Origin of the sequence: Arthrobacter sp. LAPM80 (assembly GCF_046736435.1) — a bacterium.
GTDB lineage: Bacteria > Actinomycetota > Actinomycetes > Actinomycetales > Micrococcaceae > Specibacter.
On sequence record NZ_JBCHVD010000005.1, the window covers coordinates 148,826 to 167,686 of the forward strand.

The window sequence follows — 18,861 nt, forward strand, 5'->3', positions numbered from 1 at the left end:
GATTGTTGAATGGGCCAGCTGAAGGCTCATTGCTTGCGTTGTTCCTTCTTCGCGGCACGCCGCCGCTTCACCACGTCCGGATGGTGCCTTGACAACGCGATGACCCCAACGATAGCAAGTAACGCAGCTCCAGCCATGGCAATTGCCACCACCGGGGGAACGTCGTTGCGAAGTTCACCCAAGATGACAATGCCAATGGCAACGCCCACCATCGGATCGATGACAGTCAGGCCTGCGATCACCAGATCCGGCGGACCGCTGGCATAGGCGCTCTGCACAAACCAGCTGCCAAGCCCGCCAGCCACGGCGATGGCGATCACTGAATACCACTGGACATTCAGCAGAAAAAGCCCGTTCGGGTCAAAGATCTGCTTCGAGATAACGCGAGTCAGGACCGCGACGAAGCCAAACAACACACCGGCCCCGAGGATATAAAAGAAGGCCTTCAGGCGTTGCCTGAAAAAGACCAGCGAACCGCCAAAAATAACTACGACAATGGCCAGCAGCATCACCACCGTCAACTCCTGGGTGACGGTGACGTGAGTATTTTCACGCACGACATTCACTGCCATGAGGACAAAAAGCGCACTTCCTGCAACACAGGCGGTGATCGAGACCACTGTTGCACGGTTGAGCCTGATGCCCTGGTCGCGGGAATTCACAATGGTGGTGATGACAAGGGCTATGGCCCCAATGGGCTGCACCACCGTCAGCGTGCCCAGGGTCAGCGCGATTACATTCAGTGCTGTGCCCACACCGAGCAGCAACAGCCCCAGTACCCACCGCGGGTTGCGCAGCAGCCGCATGAAGCCCGAGGTGCCAAGGGCAAGTCCGCCGGTGTTGTTTTGCACGGCGCTGCCCTGGCGCTGGGCGCCGAACGCAAGGAAGAACGCCCCCGCCACGGCGCACATCACGGCAAGCCACATCAAGGGCGCCCCTGTTCCGGGCTGTGCGTTTCAAGGCTGTCAGGGAAGTGCAGTTCGCGGTGCTTGGCAATGACGGCGACAAAATACTGGCTAAAGGCGATCACGTGCATGACCATGCCGGCACCGAGGAAAACCCAGGCGAGCGTGAACGTGAAATCGGATTCCAGCGCCTTGGCCAGCAGCAGCATGGGCGTACCGATCATGAGCGAGGCCGTGCGGGTCTTGCCCAGCATGGTGACCTTCAGATCAGCGTCCCCCCGGAAGAAGTACAGCGTAACGCTGAGCAGGACGACGTCGGGAATCACCAGCAGGACCAACAGCCACAGGGGCAGAATGCCAGCCAACACCAAGGTGATGGTGACGGCAACGAGGGCGACCCTGTCGGCCAGGGGGTCCATGATCCGGCCCAGCCGTGACGCCTGGTTGAGCTTGCGCGCCACAAACCCGTCGATCCAGTCGGTGCAGCCCATCACGGCGAGGACAAAAACACCCCAACCATATTCCTGGCGGGCCAGCACGAGCCACACAAACAGTGGCGTGCCAAGGAACCTGACCACCGTGATGACATTGGGGATGGTGAGAATGGCGTCGGAGCCCGTGGTGGAACGTCCGGACATGTCAATCACCTCCCCAGGTTCTCTTGTGTACGTGCATGGCAATGCCACAGCGGAATTACCTCTTGATCAACTTTCGCAGCAACAGCACGCATGCCGTGGCCGACACGGCCAAGGTTGCGAGTGGTTTCCAACGCTCCTTGACTGTTGTGGCCACCTGGCCCACAACGCCCGATGCCGCCTTGTTCACCGTATCCATGGCCTTGCTGCGGGCCGTGTCCATGAAGTACGTGGCCTGCTTCTTGACGTCAGCTTCCGCCACGAGCTCCCCGCGCAGCGCCAGCAGGTGTTCTCGGCGGGCCGTGGTGCGTGCGATGAGTTCGTTCTCGGTGGCCTTGGGGCCGTGTTCGGCTTCCTTGGCGGCACGTTCGGCGTCGGCCTTGGCCCGGGCCGCCTCGGCTTCGGCCTTGGCCGCCTTCTTTTGCCCGCGCGTGAGGGGTTCCGCATCAAGGGTTGCCGGGTCAAAGTCGCGGCCTTCCTTGAGAATCCCCACATCGTAGCGGACGCCGCGCCAGGCGTGCTCGGGCATCAGCGGCAGCAACGACTTGACCTTCTTATAGGCAATCAATGAGGTGATGCCGATGATGACAAGCATCGCTGCGCACACGATGAGCGCGGAAAGCCACAGGGGCAGGATGGTGCCCAGCCCCGCTATGGCGGCCACAACGAGGGCGGTGACAAAAAGTGCGAGGAATACCAGTGCCAGCGTGGCATAGACCACGACCCCGCCCACACGGGCTTTTTTGTGTTCGAGTTCCAGCTTGGCCAACGCAATTTCGTCGTTGACCTGGCGTGGCACAAGCCGTATGGCCGTCTTGACGGCGTCTACAAGCGCAGAGCCATCGACTTTCTGATGTTCTTCCGCCGGGACATGCAGGTCCTTTTGCACATCAGTCACTGAGACCGCCTCCGTTATGAGGGTCCGGGCGGTGTCCGTAAATGGTCCCGCTCGAACCCAGAATATTTGCAGCCCACTTAAAGGTGGCACTGTTCGTAACCTCAAAATTACCACCCATCGCAGCCGCGACGGGCCTGGCACTGCCACGGCAATGTTGCGGAATAGTAAAGGCCCCTGCCATGTTGTCGGTTCCGGGCAGGCAGAGCGAGTTCCGCCGTCGTTCCTGGCCTTGACCGGCTTCGACCAAAAAACACATACCATGAACCATCGGGCAGTCTGCATTGTGCGGCCGCCCGCACCCACGCGCACACCACATTCCTGAGGATTCACGTCTTGACCATCACCTCCCATCCGGGCGATGCCCTGTCCCGTCGCCAAAAACTGATCTATGTCCTGGTGCTGGGCCTGCTGACAGCACTTGGCCCTTTCACCATCGACCTGTACCTGCCGGCGTTCCCCATCATTGGCAAGGAGCTGGGCGTCAGCGCCACAGCTGTCCAGCTGACACTGACGGCAACAACGATTGGTTTCGCGGCCGGACAGCTGATTGTGGGGCCTTTCAGCGACAAGTTCGGGCGCCGCATGCCGCTGATCCTGGCGACGGCCGTGCATGTAGGTGCCTCCGTCGGCGCCGCACTCTCCACAGACATCACCATGCTTGGCGTGTTCCGCGTGCTGCAGGGCATCGGTGCTGCAGGTGGCGGCGTCGTGGCCATGGCCATGGTCCGTGACCTCTTTGGCGGCTACCAGCTGGTCCGCATGTTCTCGCGCATGGCGCTTGTGAACGGCATGGCCCCCATTCTGGCCCCCGTGATCGGCTCGCAACTGCTGGGCATCATGGATTGGCCCGGCATCTTCTGGTTCCTTGCCGCCTACGGGGCCCTGGTGGTTGTCGCCGCGATTGTGTTCATCGTCGAGACCCTGCCGCCGCACAAGCGCCATTCCGACGGCGTGGGTGTTGCCCAGCGCTACAAGGCGGTCTTCAGCGACAGGATCTTTGTCGGCACCCTCTTTGTGGGCGGACTGAACTTCGCCGCCCTCTTTACGTACCTTTCGGCCTCAACCTTCCTGTTCCAGACCACCTATGGCTTCACGCCGCAGCAATACGGTTACCTGTTCGCGGTGAACTCACTCGGTGTGGTGACTGGCGTGCAGCTGGCAGCGCGGATCATGCGCCACACCGGCCCGCAATGGGTAATTGCGTGCGCCACTGTAGCGCAGGTGACCGCCGCCCTCGCGATGATTGTCTGCGACCAACTGGGCCTTGGGCTGTGGGGCGCGATGGTGCCACTGTGGTTCTTCATCTGCGCCACGGGCTTCATGTTCCCCTCAGTGCAGGTCATGGGCCTGGCCCGCAACGGAAAGCAGGCCGGCACTGCTGCCTCACTCCTTGGCGCGGCAACCTTTGGCTTCGCAGGCCTGATCACCCCCATTGTGGGCATTGTCGGCGTCAAGACCGCAACACCGATGGCAGCCATCATGGGCGGGGCGAGCCTGCTGGCCATGGCCGCTCTCTGGCTCATCGTCAGGCCGCGCACAGTGCCCAAGATCTAGCGTTCCCTGCCTGGCGGGCGCGGTTCAGGCTTCCGGCCAGCCGACGTGCCCGCGAATCGCCGACGAAGAAGGGCGCCACCACCAGTTGGAGTTCGTCGGCGAGGCCCTCGGTAAGAAACTGGGTGTGGACCGATTGTCCCCCTCCACCATGAGCCGCCTGACGCCCCTGGCATGCAAGTCCTCGCTGACGCCGGCCATCCCGGGCTGCGGGCCGCCGTCGACCACTGTTGCCAGCGGACCAAAGCGTGCGCGAGCCTCATCGACGCGGGCGCTGGCGCAGTAAATGACCTTGTGGGGGTCCCCTGCGGTGAAGAAGCCCGAGTCAGGGTCCAGCCGGGCGCTGCTGCGCACCAGCAGGCGTTGGTTGTGCCCTCGGATGGTGCCGGCACCGGCGAGGCTCGCGTCGCAGGAGGCCCGCACGGCGTCGACCCTGTCGAAGTCGGCCGCGTTGGACAGCAGCAGGCGGCCGTCGCGGGAGTCATCGATGTAGCCGTCGATTGACATCTCAGAGCTCAACAGCGTGTACGGGCGCTCAGGCATGTCGTGCTCCCGCGTTCCATGCTGCACTGTGTCGCGGCGGGTTGTGTCGTGCTTGCGCGCGTTTGTTCCGGAGCCAGCCAACGCCCAGCACGACGGCGCCCGGCAGCTCCCCGGAATCGGTCGCCAAGAAACCGGCCCTGACGTGCCCATATCGATCCTTGCCCGCGACCGGGCGGTGTTCGCCAGGATCAACCCCTGGGGCTGGCAGCAGGGGCTGTTGCCGGATCCGGGCGCGCGCGTATGGCCCATGGGCGCGTTTCGGGACAAGTTTGTGACGGCCTTCAGCGGGGCCGTCAAGCCTGCCGCAGAGTCGGGCTGGGTGCCACGTACCGCCGTCGTTCCATCCACAGCCCGGTCAGGCCCAGGATGATGGCAGCATTCTCGACTCCGGCGGCCGTGAAAATGATCCATCCTGTCCAGTGCTCGTGGACACCAAAGCGGCCAATGGTCACCGCCGTTATGAACGCGCCAAGGGTCGATGCGCCGAACAGGATGGCGAGGGCCAGCGGCGCCCAATAGCGCCAGAAGAGAAGTGCCACAGCGATTACGACGACGCCGGCGAAGTTGACAAGCATGGCCGGTCCGACAACGGCCGTGTGCTGGAAGACAACAATCCATTGTTCAAGGTGGATCAGGGCTGAGACAAACACCGCCACTGCAGCCAGGATGCGCATCCACATGGCCCGTGGCTCCCCTCTATGGGAACAATCTCGTTGGACGGGCGGATAGAGCCCGCGCCGGAGAAAAGCAAAGAACCCCCGCATTCACAAGGAATACGGGGGTTCTTCTCGAAAGCTCCCCCACCTGGACTTGAACCAGGAACCTTTCGATTAACAGTCGAACGCTCTGCCAATTGAGCTATAGGGGAATGAAGCAAGATAAATCTTAGCAGATAATCTCAGCAACAAACAAATCCGATCATTTCTGCACACGTGAACAATAAATTGTCTCCGGCCCCACACGGAGGCCGGAGACACATATCGCCTTGGCTCCCCCACCTGGACTTGAACCAGGAACCTTTCGATTAACAGTCGAACGCTCTGCCAATTGAGCTATAGGGGATCGTGCAGGAACAACAATAACAAAGGGTTGGCCAGTTGTGAAATCGAGCCGTCCCGCCCCGTCAGTTGTCCCCGCGAAGCTGCCTGCGGGCAGTTTCCAACTCCATTAATTCGCGCTGCAGAAGCTGGTAGCTCTCGGGATCCACGGCCGGATCCATGCGCTGCAGGGCACCGAGGCGCTCCTGTTTGAGCCGGGTGATCTGAAGCTCAAAGAGCCTGTTCAAAATGTCGCGGCAGTACCGCGTCAGCGTGTCCTCACCCGTGGCGGGCAGGGGGCTCAGTGCAAGTTCTGCCACAAGCGAGGCAAGTTCGGGCGGAACGTTGGCCCGCACGGCCTCAAGCCACTGCGAGGACGCCTCCGCCGACTGACCCGCCAGCACAATCCCTTGCTGCACGGCCTTGTATGCGGGCACCACAAATTCCGTCGCGGCAAAATGCTGCCAGTTCCCCGCTGTCAGGATCCCGGGATGCTGCAGGACCACCTCGAGCGCCTCCCGCTCCATGCGCCCCTGGGGATCGCGCGGGTCCGGGCGAGCAATGGGCTGACGGGCCTCCGGCTGCGGCGCAGCCTGCCCCTGCCCTGGGGCAAAGCCCGGACCGGAAGCAGCCTGGGCAACTGCCCCCTGGTGGCCGCCGGCTTGTTGCCCACCATTGTGTTGTCCGGCGTCGGCTCGGGCCGGCACCGAGGCGTGGCCCTTGGCCTCGGGCTGGCTATGCGTCCTGCGCTCTGCGGTCTTGACGGCCCGCAGCACCTCATTAGGGTCTGCCAAACCGAGCCAGCCGGCCAACTCCTGGCTGTAGCCCATCCGGGTGGAGCCGTCACGAATGGAGGCAACGACGGGGGCGGAGGCCCGCAGGCCGCTCACCCGGCCCTCCACCGTGCTCAAATCAAACTTGGCGAGTGTTGTGCGGATCGCGAATTCAAACAGGGGCCGGCGGGACCGGATCAGGGCGTGGACGGCCTCGTCACCCTTGCGCTGGCGGAGCTCGCAGGGGTCCGCGCCGCTCGGTTCAACTGCCACGAACGTCTGCGCCACGAACCGCTGGTCCTCGTCAAAGGCCTTCAGTGCAGCTTTCTGTCCGGCAGCGTCGCCGTCGAAGGTGAACACGACCTCGCCACCTGTGCCGTCGTCGGACAGCAGGCGCCGGGCCACCTTGATGTGATCGGCGCCGAAGGCGGTGCCGCAGGTCGCCACAGCCGTGTCAACCCCGGCAAGGTGGCAGGCCATGACATCCGTGTAGCCCTCGACAACCACCAGCTGGCGCTTGGCCGCGATGCTTTTCTTGGCAAGGTCAATCCCGTACAGGACCTGGGACTTTTTGTAGAGGGTGGTTTCGGGGGTGTTCAGATATTTGGGCCCCTGGTCATCCTCAAAGAGTTTCCTGGCACCGAATCCGACGGTGTCACCGGCAATGTCGCGGATGGGCCACATGAGCCGGCCACGGAAACGGTCATAGATGCCGCGATTGCCTTCGGAGAACATTCCTGTCAGCTTCAGTTCCTCGTGGGTGAAGCCCTTGCCCGTCAGGTGCTTGAGCAGCGCGTCCCATCCCTGCGGGGCAAAGCCCACGCCGAAGCGCTCGGCCGCCTCACGGTCAAAGCCGCGCTCGGCCAGGAACTGGCGCCCGGCGGCCGCGGCGTGGGTCAGAAGCTGGGCCCGGAAGAATTCCCCGGCAATCTTGTGCGCATCGAGCAGGCGCTGGCGCCGGCCGATATCCTCGCGGCGGGGCCCCGTGCCGCCGTCTTCGTAACGCAATTCATAACCGATGCGCCCGGCCAGTTTCTCCACTGCCTCGGAAAATGAAATGTGGTCCATTTTTTGGACAAAGGAAATGACGTCGCCGCTTTCCTGGCAGCCAAAACAATGGAAATATCCCATTTGCGGGCGCACGTGGAATGAGGGGCTGCGTTCATCGTGAAAAGGGCACAATCCCTTGTACGAGCCGATTCCGGCCGATTTCAAGGTGACGTAGGCGTCAACAATTTCCTTGAGGTCCGTGCGTGTTCGCACCTCATCAATATCTTCGCGTTTAATCAGCCCAGCCACCGGGCCAGTTTACGTGAGTTTCCTGCATGTTCCGGCCGTTTGTCCACAGGCACGGGGAACACCCGGTGGCAGCAATCACACCCTTCCGGCATCCTCCTGGCCCGCCACGGCGTGGGAAGACAGGCGCGCTCAGCGCGGTCGAAGGCCTGCTCACACCCCACGCCGGGACCCTCCTTTTGACGGCGTCGACGTGCAGACGCAGCCGCTTGAGACCCGGGGTCGCATGGGGGTGCAACTGCAGTCCTCAAGCTTCCAGCCGGAACTGACGATTCAACCACTCGCGGGCCTGTTTTCGGGGCTGCACGGGGTCAGGACAACACCGGCCCGACTTCACGACGGACTGGGGGCCTGACGCCTGCTCGGCTTCACCGTGTTTTCGGACGCGCTCGGGAGTGCGCCGTGGACGTGGAATGACAGCTGGGCCCTGATCACCTGCCTATGCTGGCCCGCAATGGCTTCATACGTCGGCATCCGCTGGTTCCGCTGGGAATCGGCCAACTAGGCCCCGCTGCAGCCGCGCCCCTAGAGCAGTGTCCGCTCCACACCCACCAGGCGTTCGTGCAGCGCAAGGGCCGACACATCCGTGAGGGACGCGATCTGGTCGATGACGACGCGAAGCCTGGCGTCGTCGTCGTCCGCGTCACGCCAATCGGCGGCGAACATGGTTTCCAGGTGGGCATCGCCCGTGGCATTGAGCACCGCCACGAGCTCGCTGAGGATGTCCTGCTGGCGCTGGTAGATGGGCTGGCGGTGGTCGGTGGTCATGACGAAGGTGGTGGCCAGACCCTTCATGACGGCGATTTCGGTGACGGTTTCCCGGGGCACGACGACGTCGCCGGCGTACCGCGCAAGACGTCCCGTTCCGTGGATGTCCTGGGTGGCGCCGACTGCACTTTGGCAGAAGCGGCCGATCAGCTGGCTCGTCATGTCCTTCAGCGCCGCCATGGACTTCCGGCTGCCGTCCGCGTGCCTGACCCAGACGTCGGTGTCCTCGAGCCGGCGCAGCGCAGCATCAATCTCCGCGGTGTCCATGGCGGGCAGGTACCACTGCTGGGTGTATCCAAGGACGCGGTTGCGCTGGTCCTGGTTGGCCAACCATTTCAGTTGCACATGGCCGGCAACGATGGCGTCCTCGACGTCGTGGACCGAGTAGGAGATGTCGTCCGCCAGATCCATGACCTGGGCCTCGATGCAGCTCTTCCCTGCGGGGGCGCCCTGGCGCAGCCACTGAAAGACGGGGAGATCGTCGGTGTAGGCGCCGAACTTGCTGGTGCGCAGGCCATCGATTAGGGGGGCGTCTGCAGCAAGCCAGGGGTATTTCGATGCTGCATCGAGTGAGGCGCGCGTCAGGTTCAGGCCGGCCGATCCGCCGTCGGCCGTCAGCACCTTTGACTCAAGGCGCGTCAGCAGGCGCAGGGTCTGGGCGTTGCCCTCGAAGCCGCCAATGTCGTGGGAAAGCTCGTTGAGCATTGATTCGCCGTTGTGCCCGAAGGGCGGGTGGCCGAGGTCGTGGGCCAGGCAGGCGGTGTCGACGACGTCGGGGTCGCAGCCGAGCGTGCGGCCGAGCTCGCGGCCAATCTGGGCGACCTCAAGGCTGTGGGTCAGGCGGGTGCGCACGAAGTCGTCGGTGTCAGGTGCCACCACCTGCGTCTTGGCGCCCAGCCGGCGCAGCGCCGATGAGTGCAGCACCCGCGCCCTGTCGCGCTCAAAGACCGTGCGAAAACTCGTTTTTGGCGCCTCCTGCACCCAGCGCTGCTGATCGTGGGGCAGGTACACTGACTGCGTTTCGCTGGACATAAGCCTAAGTTTAGGGCCATCGCGGCCGCAGGCGGGGACGCGGTGCACGGGCCGCTGAATCCGTTCTGCGTCGGGCTGGCTGCCAGTTCTGCGCATAAACGGTTATGCGCAGAACCCGCGGGTGGGTCCTGCGCATAATGTCCGTGGGTGGGAGGAGTTGGGTGGGCCCACGACTCCGAGGGACCCGCTGCGAGCCTGCGAGTAGTGGGAGGAGTTGGGGATTATCCGCCGGAGGTGTCCAGCTCGGCACCCACGAGCTCCGCCTTTTCCGATCCGCTGACCGTGCGTGCATCCAGCCAGCCGGCGGGCAGTGCGGTTCGCTTGGGCGTTCCGGCGCGGCCGCGGGGGCCTTCGGCGTCGACTCCCGGGTATTCGCCGGACATGTCCAACTGCTCAAGGAGCCCGCGCAGCACCTCCAGGGTGGGCACCGAGGCAAGCTGGGCGCGCAGTTCCCCGCCCACAACGTAGCCCTTGAAGTACCAGGCCATATGCTTGCGGATGTCGCGCAGGGCCTTGTTTTCGTCGTCGAACGTGTCAACGAGGAGCTCTGCGTGCCTGTACACGGCCGCGGCAACCTCGGCCATGCCGGGCTTGTGGCGGGCGTCGCTGCCTTCGAAGGCTGACATCAGGTCGCCGAAGAGCCAGGGGCGGCCCTGGCATCCGCGGCCGACGACAACTCCGTCGACCCCTGTCTGGCGCACCATGGCGATGGCGTCCTCGGCGCTCCAGATGTCACCGTTGCCGAGAACGGGAACATCCGGCAGTGCCTCGCGGAGCCTGGCGATGGCATCCCAGTCGGCCTTCCCGGAGTAGAACTGGTTGGCCGTTCGCCCGTGAAGTGCGACGGCTGCCACACCGGAGTCGCGGGCAATGCGACCGGCTTCGAGGTAGGTCAGGTGGTCATCGTCGATGCCCTTGCGCATCTTGATGGTCAGGGGGATGTGGCCCTTTGACGCCTCGCGCACGGCTGTCTGCACGATCGAGGTGAAGAGGTCGATCTTCCACGGCAGCGCCGCTCCGCCGCCGCGGCGGGTCACCTTGGCCACGGGGCAGCCGAAGTTTAGGTCGATGTGGTCCGCGTGGTCCTCCTCGACCAGCATGCGCACGGCCTTACCCACAGTTTCGGGGTCCACGCCGTACAGCTGGACGGAGCGGATCTTTTCGTCGGGATCGTGGCTGATCAGCCGCATGGATTCCGGGGTGCGCTCCACGAGGGCACGGGAGGTGACCATCTCGGAGACAAAGACACCTCCACCGTGCTCGCGGCACAGCCGGCGGAAGGCGGTGTTGGTGATTCCGGCCATGGGGGCAAGCACCACAGGGGTTTCCACGGTGATGTTGCCAAGTTTCAGGGGCGGGAGGTCCAGTTTGGTGTCGCTGGCGGGGATGTCGAGAACAGTCACAGCTCAATTCTCTCAAATCCGTCCAAATTAAGCTCCACTCCCCCGCGGGTGGTGCGCAGCCAGAGCTCCAAACCGTGCCGCCACCCCTGTAATCCGCAGCCCCGCCCACCCGGCGCAGTGAAGAACGTCACTCCAAGCAGGCGCCCGGGCGGTTGAACTCCAGCTCCACACTTTTGTTAGACTGACCAATCAGTACAAAGAAGTGAAAATGGCCGCCGCCCTGCCCACCCGTGCACTCGCCGCCGGGGCCAGCGGACTGCGTTCCGTGCTGACCGACCTGCTCCCGGCACTGGCCATCGGCCTGGGCCAGGTGGCCATCATGGTTGCCGTCCTCCTGTGTGGCCTGGACATGAAACCCGTCTACCCCGTCGCCATGGCTGCGTTCATTTACCTGACAACCGTGGCATTCCTTGCACTGCAGCAAATGTTTATCATCGTGTTCGGCACTGCGGCCGGCCGCGTCGTCAGCCTCGTGCTGTTGATGCTGCAGCTGAGCTCCTCAGGTGGAACCTACCCCGTGGAAACCACCCCCGGGTTCTTCCAGGCACTTCACCCCTTCATGCCGGCCACCTATGAGGTGAGTGGACTTAGGGAGTTGATGACTGGTGGAATAGACTCCCGACTGTGGATCTCCGTGGCATTCCTTGCCGCACTGGCAATCGCATCGGTGGCCGTCAGCGCCTTCTGCGCCGGGCGCCAGCGGGTGTTCTCCAGCAAGTGGCTGCATCCGGAACTGGAGATGTAGCCAGCGACGGGAGTCTCCGGCCACGCCGTCGACCGCGTCTTTGAGCATTGCCACCTAGTGGTCCCGTCCCACCCAAGCAAAGGAAATTCCGTGCCCCGCATCTCCCCCACCAAGAAGGCCATTTTGGCGGCCGCGCTGGAGCTCGGCGCGCTGCACGGGATTTCCGGGACCACCATGGAGGAGGTCGCGGAGCGGGCAGGCGTGGCCAAGGGCAGCGTTTATTACAACTTTTCCTCCAAGGACAAGCTGTTTGAGGAACTGCTGACGACGGGTGTCAGTTCGCTCGCCGAGACGCTGGCACAGGCACGGCAGTCGGCCGCAGGGTTCGCCGCGATCGAGGCCATGGTCTCGGACATGCTGACCCTGATTGCCGGGAACCGGGCCCTGGCGAAGCTGATGGCGGCGGAAATTTTCCGGACCGACAGGGTGTGGCAGAACGCCGTATCGTCCCTGCGCCGGGACGCCGTCAGCGAGATTGGCACGGCACTGCTGCCACTGGTCCCGGCCGGCACCTCCGAGGGGAGCCGGCTGCTGATGGCCGGCGGCATCTTCGGGGCGACCCTCATGGGCGGGCTCGAATGGCTGCTGTTCAGCCCTGACACCCCGGCCGAAGACGTGTCTGCGGCGATCCTGTTCACCCTGTCCGGAAAGCTGGCGTCAGGCCCCCACCCCGCCTAAACGCTCGGTTAGATTCTGCTGCTTGTGGCTGAACGCTCGGTTACATCCGGCGGTGTTTTCCCCTACGCTCCCTCACCTCCCGGCCCCACTGCTGATCGGCGCTGAAGCTGTTGCGGTAGTGGCTGGGGGTTGCCGTTGTTTCAAGCAGGTCCATTGCCCGTTCGGCCCGCTGTGCTGCAAGCCATTTCATGGGTGCCACCCCCGTGTGGGTTTCAAGGCGCCGGGCAAGGGTCCTTTCGCTGAGGGATGCGGCTGCTGCCATGAGCGGGACGGCTCTGCAGGGGTTCAGCGGCGGATCAACAGGGGGCGCTGTCCACCGTCGGTTCATTTACCGCCGCCGACGCTTCGGATAGACCGAGCGTTGCGTTAAAACAAGCAGAAAGTGAGGGAGCGTTCGGAGGGGGTTACAGGCCCAGGATAGCTGTGGCGATCAGGAAGTAAATGACCAGCCCGGCAGCATCGACGAAGGTTGAAATGAACGGGTTTGAGAACACGGCTGGATCCGCCCTGACGGCCTTGCCCAGCAGCGGCATCAGGCCGCCGATGCTGGCCGCCATGGTGCACACGCCCAACAGGGTCAGCCCGATTACAAGGCCCATGGGCACGGTAAAGGCAAGGGAGGCGATGGTGAAGCCAAGCGTGCCCAGGAGCAGGCCGAGGAACGCGCCGACGCGCACCTCCCGGGCAATGACCTTGAACACATCCTGCGGGCGCACGTCCCCCAATGCCAGGGCCCGGGTGATGGTTGTTGCCGCCTGGTTGCCCGTGTTGCCACCGGTGCCGATCAGCAGCGGGATGAACAGGGACAGCACCACCTGCTGTTCCAGGGTCGCCTCAAAGGCCCCGATGACCTGCACCGTCAGGGTGGCCCCCACCGCCAGCACCAGCAGCCACACAACCCTGGCCCGCACAATGCTGCTGACGGGGGTGGCAAGGTAGGGCCGGCGCAGTGGTTCGGTTCCGCCTGCACGTGCGGCGTCCTCGGTTTCTGCGTCCTCGAGGATCCGCAGGGCGTCGTCAACAGTCAGGATGCCAACTAGGCGCTCCTCGGCGTCGACAATGGGCAGCACAAGGACCTTCGCGTCGGCGCAGTAGCGGGCCGCCTCCTCCGCTCCCTTGGTCGCAGGGAAGCTCAACGGATCCTTCATGATGTCCGCAATCAGGGCGGCATCGTCCGCGCGCAGGACCTCGCGCAGGGAGACCACCCCGACCAGGTGCCGTCCCGCGTCCGTCACGGGAATCGTGTAGACGCTCTCGGCCTCATCCAGCTGCGTGCGCACCCGGGCGAAAGTCTGCGCAACGCTCAGGTGCGGGTGGGTCGTGACGAACTGGGGGCTCATGAAACGACCCACGGCACCCTGCGGATAGCCAAGGACGGTGCTTGTCAGTGCCCGCTGGTGCTCGTCGAGGCCTGATATCAGCCGGTGGGCCACCGACGCCGGCAGCTCATCAAGCAGCGCCACCCTGTCATCGGGACTTAGCTCCGCAAAGACTTCCGCCACGTCGGCTTCCTGCAGTCCGGCCACCAGGTCTGCCTGCAGCGCCGCGTCGAGGCCCTCAAAGACCTCGACGGCGCGGTCCTTGGGCAGTGTCCGGTACGCGAGCGCCCGCTCGATCGTGCTCAGCCGTTCAAGCTGTTCTAGGGTTTCGGTGACGTTCAGGGGCTGCAGCGCCCGTGAAATGGCGGCAAGGTTGTTAGCGGCCAAGGCCTTGGTGAGAAGTTCTGCGCTGTCCTCAAAGGTCTGGACGGGGTACTTGATCATGATCCTGGTCCCTCCGGTGCATGCACACGTCCGAATGCCGCGGTGATGGCCGTGGCTGTGTGCAAAAAATGGGTGTGTGGCGTGGTGCTGCTGACCCGCTGCCGCACGAACCCGTGGCCGCCGGAAAGGACTCCGGGCGGTCCGGCCGGAATCCGCAGGGACGGAGGAAATTCGTCCGTGTGCGAAATCAGGCGTGGGGATTACCGGGAGGTTTTTTTCAGGTGGCGCAGGAGGGGCCCGCACGGTGCGATAGATCGACTAGGTCCGTCATCCATGTGCGGCCCACCTCCCTCCATACCAGGTGCGACCGGGCAAAATGTGCGCCTCTAGGAATTCAGCATGACTCCGGGCATCCCTTGCCATCCTAGGCCACGTGGCGCACTACCCACGAATTACCAGGTACCCCGGCAAGACCTGCCTGCACGTATTTGCGCAGGTCAGAGCCGCCAACCGTGCTCTTCGGTTGCCCATGGCATGTGTTCGGGACGGTGACGCACGGCCCCGGCCGACGGCGGGGCATTGTGTTCTTCGCCCGCCCGGCATAAGAATGAACCATGACGGTCACGCTGAGGTCCCTAGAAACCGCTGTTCCGCCCACCATCCTGGTCCAGTCCGAGGCACGTGATGTCTTCGCTGCGCAACCGGGGCTGACCCGGCTGGGGCAGCGCCTGGTGCGCACCTGTTTTGATTCGGCGGCGATCGACACCCGCCACACCTCGGTCGCGGAGTTGTGCGTTGGCTTCCTCGGCGACACCAAGGTGTTTTACGACGCCGACACCGGGTTCCTGCTCTCCCCCAGCACCAAGGTGCGCAACGAACTCTTCACGTCGGAATCCACCAAGCTGTTCATCGAGGCCGCGAGCAAGGCACTTGCCGCATGCGATGGCATAGCCGCCGCCGATGTCACGCACGTCATCACCGTCTCCTGCACGGGCTTCTTCAACCCGGGACCTGACTACAAGATCGTCAGGGCGTTGGGCCTGGCCCCATCGGTGCAGCGCTACCACCTCGGCTTCATGGGCTGCTATGCCGCGTTCCCGGCCCTGCGCGCGGCCAAGGCGTTCTGCGATGCCCAGCCCGACGCCGTCGTGCTCGTTGTCAGCGCCGAGCTGTGTTCGCTGCATGTGCGTACCTCCAACAACCCCGACACCATCATGGGTTCCTCCCTGTTCGCCGACGGTGCGGCGGCCGCCGTCGTCACTGCCCGCGACCTTCCCACCGCCCAGACCGTCATCGAGCTTGACCACTTTGAGACCGTGCTGACGCCGGTGGGCGAGGATTCCATGGCCTGGAACATCGGCGATGAGGGCTTCGAAATGGTCCTTGACAGCTACGTTCCGCACATCATCGATGACCACATTGTCGGCGCCCTGGCACCCCTGCTGGCCCATGAGCCCGGACTCGGCGCCGGCCCCTTCGCCGACATCCCGCACTGGGCCATCCACCCGGGCGGGCGCAGCATCCTTGACAAGGTAGAGGCGAAGCTGGGGCTCTCGGCACAACAGCTCATCCCGGCCCGGGAGACCCTGCGCAATTACGGGAACATGAGCAGCGCAACCGTCATGTTCGTGCTCAAGCACATCCTTGACCTGCCCGCGGCCGAGGCCCGCGAGAACATTTGCGCCATGGCGTTTGGCCCGGGGCTGACGGTGGAAACGGGCCTGTTCACCAAGGTCAGCCCGGCCGTGCAACGTACCCTTGTCGCCGCCGGCCAGGCAGTCGACTCCGTCAATGCCTGAACACGGGGGCGCCATCGGGAACGGGAGATTCCTTGCCGTGCGGGACGCTGACGCCATCGAGGAAATGGACAGGCCCAATTGCGATGCCCGTATGCTGGCCCGGACCTACGCCCAGTTTCCCCTAGTCAACGGGGTTCTTTCGCGGTGGCACGGCGTGTACAAGCAGCGCATCAGGCCCATGTTGTCGGCATCAAAAGCCACCACCTTGCTGGATATCGGTTGCGGCGGAGGCGACATTGCCGCCAGCCTGGCCGGGTGGGCCGCCCGCGACGGTTTGCAGCTCTCGATGACGGCCATCGACCCCGACCCCCGGGCCATCGACTTCGCCCTGGCCAACAAGTCATCGCCGAACGTGGCCTTTCGCCGCACCCACAGCAGCACCCTTGTCGCCGAAGGTGCCGTGTTCGACGTCGTCATTTCCAACCACATGGTGCACCACCTCACCCCTGCCGAACTCCAGGTCCTGCTCGAGGACTCCGCCCACCTGGCGCGCAGGTCCGTGATCCACAGCGACATTGCCCGCAGCCCCCTGGCCTATGCGTTGTTTTCGGTGGGGACGCTGCCGTTCTTCCCTGGTTCGTTCATACGGCGGGACGGGTTGACGTCCATCCGGCGCAGCTACACTGCCGCCGAATTGCGGGCCGTCGTGCCGCCCGGCTGGCACGTCGAATCTGCCCGCCCGTACCGGAACCTGCTGCTTTACACCCCGGTCCGATTGCATGTTTGACGTCGTCATTGTGGGGGCCGGACCCGTGGGGCTGTACCTTGCCACCCTGCTGCTGCAGGAGGGCCTGTCGGTGCGCATTCTCGAACAGCGCACCGAACCCAGCCCGCATTCGCGTGCCATTGGCATCCATCCGCCGGCGCTTGCGGCGCTTGAACGGGCCGGGGTGGCGCAGGCCATGCTGGCCGAGGGCGTCCACATTTCCCTGGGTTCGGCGCTAAGCGGCGGGCGGGAGGTGGCCAGGTTGTCATTCGCGGCGGCCTGCAAGCAGTGGCCCTTCGTGCTGACCCTGAAGCAGGCACGCACCGAGGCCATCCTTGAGGAGCGGGTCAGGGCCCTTGACCCCGACGCCGTGGTGCGCGGGTTCTGCGTCACTTCCGTGCACGACGCCGGATCCGTCCTCACGCTGTCGGGCTCGCACGGGGAGCACATCCAGGGGCGGCTGGCGGTGGGGGCCGACGGCGCCCATTCGGCAGTACGGATGCTGCTGGGCATCCCCACCAGCGGGCGCAACTACCCCGACACCTATCTGATGGGCGACTTCCCCGACACGGGATCCGCAGGTTCCACAGCGTTGCTCTACCTCGAGCCGGGCGGCATTGTTGAGTCGTTTCCGCTGCCTGGCGGGCTGCGCAGGTGGGTCCTCCACACAGATTCACTGCTGGATCAGGCCTCGCCCGGGGACCTTGCGGCGCTCATCGCCGAGCGTGCCGGCGTTTCGGTGGATGCGGAGGCGAACAGCATGCTCAGCGCCTTTGGCGTCAGGTCACGCATGGCGCGGCGCATGGTCCAGGGACGCACGGCGCTGGTGGGCGACGCCGCCCACGAGATCAGCCCCATTGGCGGGCAGGGCATGAACCTTGGCTGGCTGGATGCCGCGGCCCTTGCCCCGATCATCGTCGATGCACTGGCGGGCAAGGCAACAGGGAAACGGTTGGCGAGGTTTGAGCGACGGCGCATGCGGGCCGCCCGGGCAGCCTCACGGCAGGCGTGGCTGAACATGGCGCTGGGACGTCCGCTCCCGGCGTCGTTCCTCCATCTTCGGCACACGGGACTCAGGCTGGTGTTCCGCTTAAACGCGCTCAGGAACCTGGTCGCGCGCCGTTTCACCATGACTCACCTGCGGTGAGCGGCCCGTGGCCTTCACGACGGCGACTGCCACCGCCGTGGTGACGGGAATGGCAAGGACCAGGCCGATGGAGCCCACCAGGATCCTGACAATTTCCTCCGCCAGCTCGGCACCTGTCAAAGCCGTCAGCAGCTGCTGGTCGAAGAGGGAGACCATCAACAGCACCGGCAGGGCGCTTCCGGCGTAGGCGAAGGCAATGGTGTACACGGTCGAGGCAATGTGGTCCCTGCCGATCCGCATGGCCGATGAGAACAGCTCCCTGGCACTGGTGTGGGGCGCCAGCTCGTGCAGTTCCCAGACGGCCGAGGACTGGGTGATTGTCACGTCGTTGAGCACGCCCAGACCTGAGATCACCAAACCGCACAGGATCATGCCGGAAAGGGACATGCCGCTTGTCATGTTGGCCAGCTGGTACGCATTATGGCCGGAGGTTCCCGTCAGAGCCGCGGCGTCCACGGCCCAGGCCGCCAGCCCTGCCGTGACGCCCAGGCCAAACAAGGTCCCCAACAGAGCCGTTGAAGTACGCACGGAAAACCCGTGGGCAAAATACAGGACCCCGAACATGATGGCCGAGGACCCCACAAGGGCCACCAGGAGCGGCGGCTGTCCCTGGGCCAGGGCGGGCAGGATGAACCAGGCGAGGACACCAAAAGCGCCGGCAAGGCCCACCATGGCGCGCAGCCCCCGCCACCTGGCCACGGCAACAACCACCACGGCGTAAAGGGCGGCAAGCAGCCCCATGGGCACTGTGCGCACAAAGTCCATGAACACGTAATTGGTCCCGCCGTGTTCGGCACCGGTAATGGCGGCCAGTCCCGACAAGTTCAGGTAGCTGATGGTGTCGCCAACCTTCACCCCGCGGGACGCCTCGATGTCCGGGGTGATGACCACCGGGACGTCGGGGAGCCCCTCCACGCGGGTGAAGGCGATGTAGCAGGTGGTCCCTGCCATGCCGCCTGCGTTCTTGGAGCAGTCCTCGGAGGCCGTTCGCTGCACGGTTCCGCGTTCGATGCTGGCGCCCGGGGCGGCAGCTTGGGGATTGCCCGCAGGTGCCGGTCCGGTGTTGGCGGAAGGCCACATCACGACCATGGCAACCAGGGTCAGCACGGCAAGCGGCACAAGCACCCAACCAAGCAGGGTGACGGCCCGGCGTCGTACGGCCTTGCGGCGGCGCAATTCCGGTCGGGTCAAGGAAGCATCGTCAGTGTGCGAATGGGAGTGGCCCATGGGCTGTCCTTCGAT

Annotated in this window: 16 protein-coding genes, 2 tRNA genes and 1 pseudogene; 6 read left to right on the plus strand and 13 right to left on the minus strand. The window is 64.5% G+C overall.

Features of this window, described 5'->3' with window-relative positions; translation table 11 throughout:
• Nucleotides 1-26: 26 nt before the first annotated feature.
• Genes AAGW05_RS07560 through AAGW05_RS07570 form a run of 3 tightly spaced genes read right to left on the minus strand, consistent with a single transcriptional unit; the run spans nucleotide 27 to nucleotide 2,438 of the window.
• Nucleotides 27-929, minus strand: coding sequence for a DMT family transporter (locus tag AAGW05_RS07560; protein WP_411803876.1), 903 nt, complete (start codon nucleotides 927-929; stop codon nucleotides 27-29).
• The gene (locus tag AAGW05_RS07565; protein WP_411803877.1) at nucleotides 926-1,543 is read right to left on the minus strand and encodes a CDP-alcohol phosphatidyltransferase family protein; all 618 of its coding nucleotides are present in this window, start codon (nucleotides 1,541-1,543) and stop codon (nucleotides 926-928) included. Before AAGW05_RS07565 ends, AAGW05_RS07560 begins: the two co-directional genes overlap by 4 nt.
• A gap of 55 nt (nucleotides 1,544-1,598) precedes the next feature.
• Nucleotides 1,599-2,438: a phage holin family protein gene (locus AAGW05_RS07570; protein ID WP_411803878.1), complete on the minus strand. Its 840-nt coding sequence runs from the start codon at nucleotides 2,436-2,438 to the stop codon at nucleotides 1,599-1,601.
• Nucleotides 2,439-2,771: 333 nt separating this feature from the next.
• Here AAGW05_RS07570 and AAGW05_RS07575 point away from each other — a divergent pair, with 333 nt between their 5' ends.
• The gene (locus AAGW05_RS07575; protein WP_411803879.1) at nucleotides 2,772-3,992 is read left to right on the plus strand and encodes a multidrug effflux MFS transporter; all 1,221 of its coding nucleotides are present in this window, start codon (nucleotides 2,772-2,774) and stop codon (nucleotides 3,990-3,992) included.
• Here AAGW05_RS07575 and AAGW05_RS07580 read toward each other — a convergent pair.
• The 7 genes and pseudogenes from AAGW05_RS07580 to dusB all read right to left on the minus strand — a co-directional run bounded on the left by AAGW05_RS07580 (nucleotide 3,964) and on the right by dusB (nucleotide 10,841).
• Nucleotides 3,964-4,943: pseudogene (locus tag AAGW05_RS07580) on the minus strand (RibD family protein). The gene AAGW05_RS07575 and the pseudogene AAGW05_RS07580 overlap by 29 nt on opposite strands.
• On the minus strand, nucleotides 4,826-5,212 hold the full coding sequence (locus AAGW05_RS07585; RefSeq protein WP_411803880.1) for a hypothetical protein: 387 nt from the start codon (nucleotides 5,210-5,212) through the stop codon (nucleotides 4,826-4,828). The pseudogene AAGW05_RS07580 and the gene AAGW05_RS07585 overlap by 118 nt, the downstream one beginning before the upstream one ends.
• A gap of 115 nt (nucleotides 5,213-5,327) precedes the next feature.
• A tRNA-Asn gene (locus AAGW05_RS07590) sits at nucleotides 5,328-5,400 on the minus strand.
• Nucleotides 5,401-5,518: 118 nt separating this feature from the next.
• Nucleotides 5,519-5,594 (minus strand) — tRNA-Asn (locus AAGW05_RS07595).
• 61 nt (nucleotides 5,595-5,655) lie between these two features.
• Nucleotides 5,656-7,641 carry a DNA primase gene (dnaG, locus tag AAGW05_RS07600; protein ID WP_411803881.1) on the minus strand — a complete coding sequence of 662 codons (1,986 nt, stop codon included), beginning with the start codon at nucleotides 7,639-7,641 and terminating at the stop codon, nucleotides 5,656-5,658.
• A 522-nt stretch (nucleotides 7,642-8,163) separates the two neighbouring features.
• Nucleotides 8,164-9,438, minus strand: a complete 1,275-nt coding sequence (locus tag AAGW05_RS07605) for a deoxyguanosinetriphosphate triphosphohydrolase (RefSeq protein WP_411803882.1) — start codon at nucleotides 9,436-9,438, stop codon at nucleotides 8,164-8,166.
• Nucleotides 9,439-9,659: 221 nt separating this feature from the next.
• Nucleotides 9,660-10,841 carry a tRNA dihydrouridine synthase DusB gene (dusB, locus tag AAGW05_RS07610; protein ID WP_411803883.1) on the minus strand — a complete coding sequence of 394 codons (1,182 nt, stop codon included), beginning with the start codon at nucleotides 10,839-10,841 and terminating at the stop codon, nucleotides 9,660-9,662.
• Between the two features lie 208 nt (nucleotides 10,842-11,049).
• On the opposite strand from dusB, the gene AAGW05_RS07615 reads away from it, so the two are divergent.
• Complete coding sequence (locus AAGW05_RS07615; protein ID WP_411803884.1) at nucleotides 11,050-11,586, plus strand: YhgE/Pip family protein; 537 nt, start codon at nucleotides 11,050-11,052, stop codon at nucleotides 11,584-11,586.
• Between the two features lie 90 nt (nucleotides 11,587-11,676).
• The gene (locus tag AAGW05_RS07620; RefSeq protein WP_411803885.1) at nucleotides 11,677-12,264 is read left to right on the plus strand and encodes a TetR/AcrR family transcriptional regulator; all 588 of its coding nucleotides are present in this window, start codon (nucleotides 11,677-11,679) and stop codon (nucleotides 12,262-12,264) included.
• A gap of 40 nt (nucleotides 12,265-12,304) precedes the next feature.
• Here AAGW05_RS07620 and AAGW05_RS07625 read toward each other — a convergent pair whose 3' ends face one another.
• Both AAGW05_RS07625 and mgtE read right to left on the minus strand, forming a co-directional pair.
• Nucleotides 12,305-12,526: a helix-turn-helix domain-containing protein gene (locus tag AAGW05_RS07625; RefSeq protein WP_411803886.1), complete on the minus strand. Its 222-nt coding sequence runs from the start codon at nucleotides 12,524-12,526 to the stop codon at nucleotides 12,305-12,307.
• Between the two features lie 142 nt (nucleotides 12,527-12,668).
• Nucleotides 12,669-14,027, minus strand: a complete 1,359-nt coding sequence (gene mgtE, locus AAGW05_RS07630; RefSeq protein WP_411803887.1) for a magnesium transporter — start codon at nucleotides 14,025-14,027, stop codon at nucleotides 12,669-12,671.
• 554 nt (nucleotides 14,028-14,581) lie between these two features.
• Here mgtE and AAGW05_RS07635 point away from each other — a divergent pair.
• The 3 genes from AAGW05_RS07635 to AAGW05_RS07645 are packed head-to-tail and all read left to right on the plus strand — an operon-like array spanning nucleotide 14,582 to nucleotide 17,619.
• Nucleotides 14,582-15,766 carry a type III polyketide synthase gene (locus tag AAGW05_RS07635; protein ID WP_411803888.1) on the plus strand — a complete coding sequence of 395 codons (1,185 nt, stop codon included), beginning with the start codon at nucleotides 14,582-14,584 and terminating at the stop codon, nucleotides 15,764-15,766.
• Nucleotides 15,759-16,493 (plus strand): class I SAM-dependent methyltransferase, encoded by a 735-nt coding sequence (locus AAGW05_RS07640; RefSeq protein WP_411803889.1) that lies wholly within the window; start codon nucleotides 15,759-15,761, stop codon nucleotides 16,491-16,493. Before AAGW05_RS07635 ends, AAGW05_RS07640 begins: the two co-directional genes overlap by 8 nt.
• Nucleotides 16,486-17,619 (plus strand): FAD-dependent oxidoreductase, encoded by a 1,134-nt coding sequence (locus AAGW05_RS07645; RefSeq protein WP_411803891.1) that lies wholly within the window; start codon nucleotides 16,486-16,488, stop codon nucleotides 17,617-17,619. Before AAGW05_RS07640 ends, AAGW05_RS07645 begins: the two co-directional genes overlap by 8 nt.
• Here AAGW05_RS07645 and AAGW05_RS07650 read toward each other — a convergent pair.
• Nucleotides 17,563-18,846: a YibE/F family protein gene (locus AAGW05_RS07650; RefSeq protein WP_411803892.1), complete on the minus strand. Its 1,284-nt coding sequence runs from the start codon at nucleotides 18,844-18,846 to the stop codon at nucleotides 17,563-17,565. The genes AAGW05_RS07645 and AAGW05_RS07650 overlap by 57 nt on opposite strands.
• Nucleotides 18,847-18,861 lie beyond the last annotated feature (15 nt).

Bases quoted from the DNA above. Each gene is read 5' to 3' on its own strand.
- AAGW05_RS07565 (WP_411803877.1), bottom strand. From the start codon at position 1,543: ATGTCCGGACGTTCCACCACGGGCTCCGACGCCATTCTCACCATCCCC.
- AAGW05_RS07585 (WP_411803880.1), bottom strand. From the start codon at position 5,212: ATGTGGATGCGCATCCTGGCTGCAGTGGCGGTGTTTGTCTCAGCCCTG.
- AAGW05_RS07605 (WP_411803882.1), bottom strand. From the start codon at position 9,438: ATGTCCAGCGAAACGCAGTCAGTGTACCTGCCCCACGATCAGCAGCGC.
- AAGW05_RS07615 (WP_411803884.1), top strand. From the start codon at position 11,050: ATGGCCGCCGCCCTGCCCACCCGTGCACTCGCCGCCGGGGCCAGCGGA.
- AAGW05_RS07625 (WP_411803886.1), bottom strand. From the start codon at position 12,526: ATGGCAGCAGCCGCATCCCTCAGCGAAAGGACCCTTGCCCGGCGCCTT.
- mgtE (WP_411803887.1), bottom strand. From the start codon at position 14,027: ATGATCAAGTACCCCGTCCAGACCTTTGAGGACAGCGCAGAACTTCTC.
- AAGW05_RS07635 (WP_411803888.1), top strand. From the start codon at position 14,582: ATGACGGTCACGCTGAGGTCCCTAGAAACCGCTGTTCCGCCCACCATC.
- AAGW05_RS07640 (WP_411803889.1), top strand. From the start codon at position 15,759: ATGCCTGAACACGGGGGCGCCATCGGGAACGGGAGATTCCTTGCCGTG.
- AAGW05_RS07645 (WP_411803891.1), top strand. From the start codon at position 16,486: ATGTTTGACGTCGTCATTGTGGGGGCCGGACCCGTGGGGCTGTACCTT.
- AAGW05_RS07650 (WP_411803892.1), bottom strand. From the start codon at position 18,846: ATGGGCCACTCCCATTCGCACACTGACGATGCTTCCTTGACCCGACCG.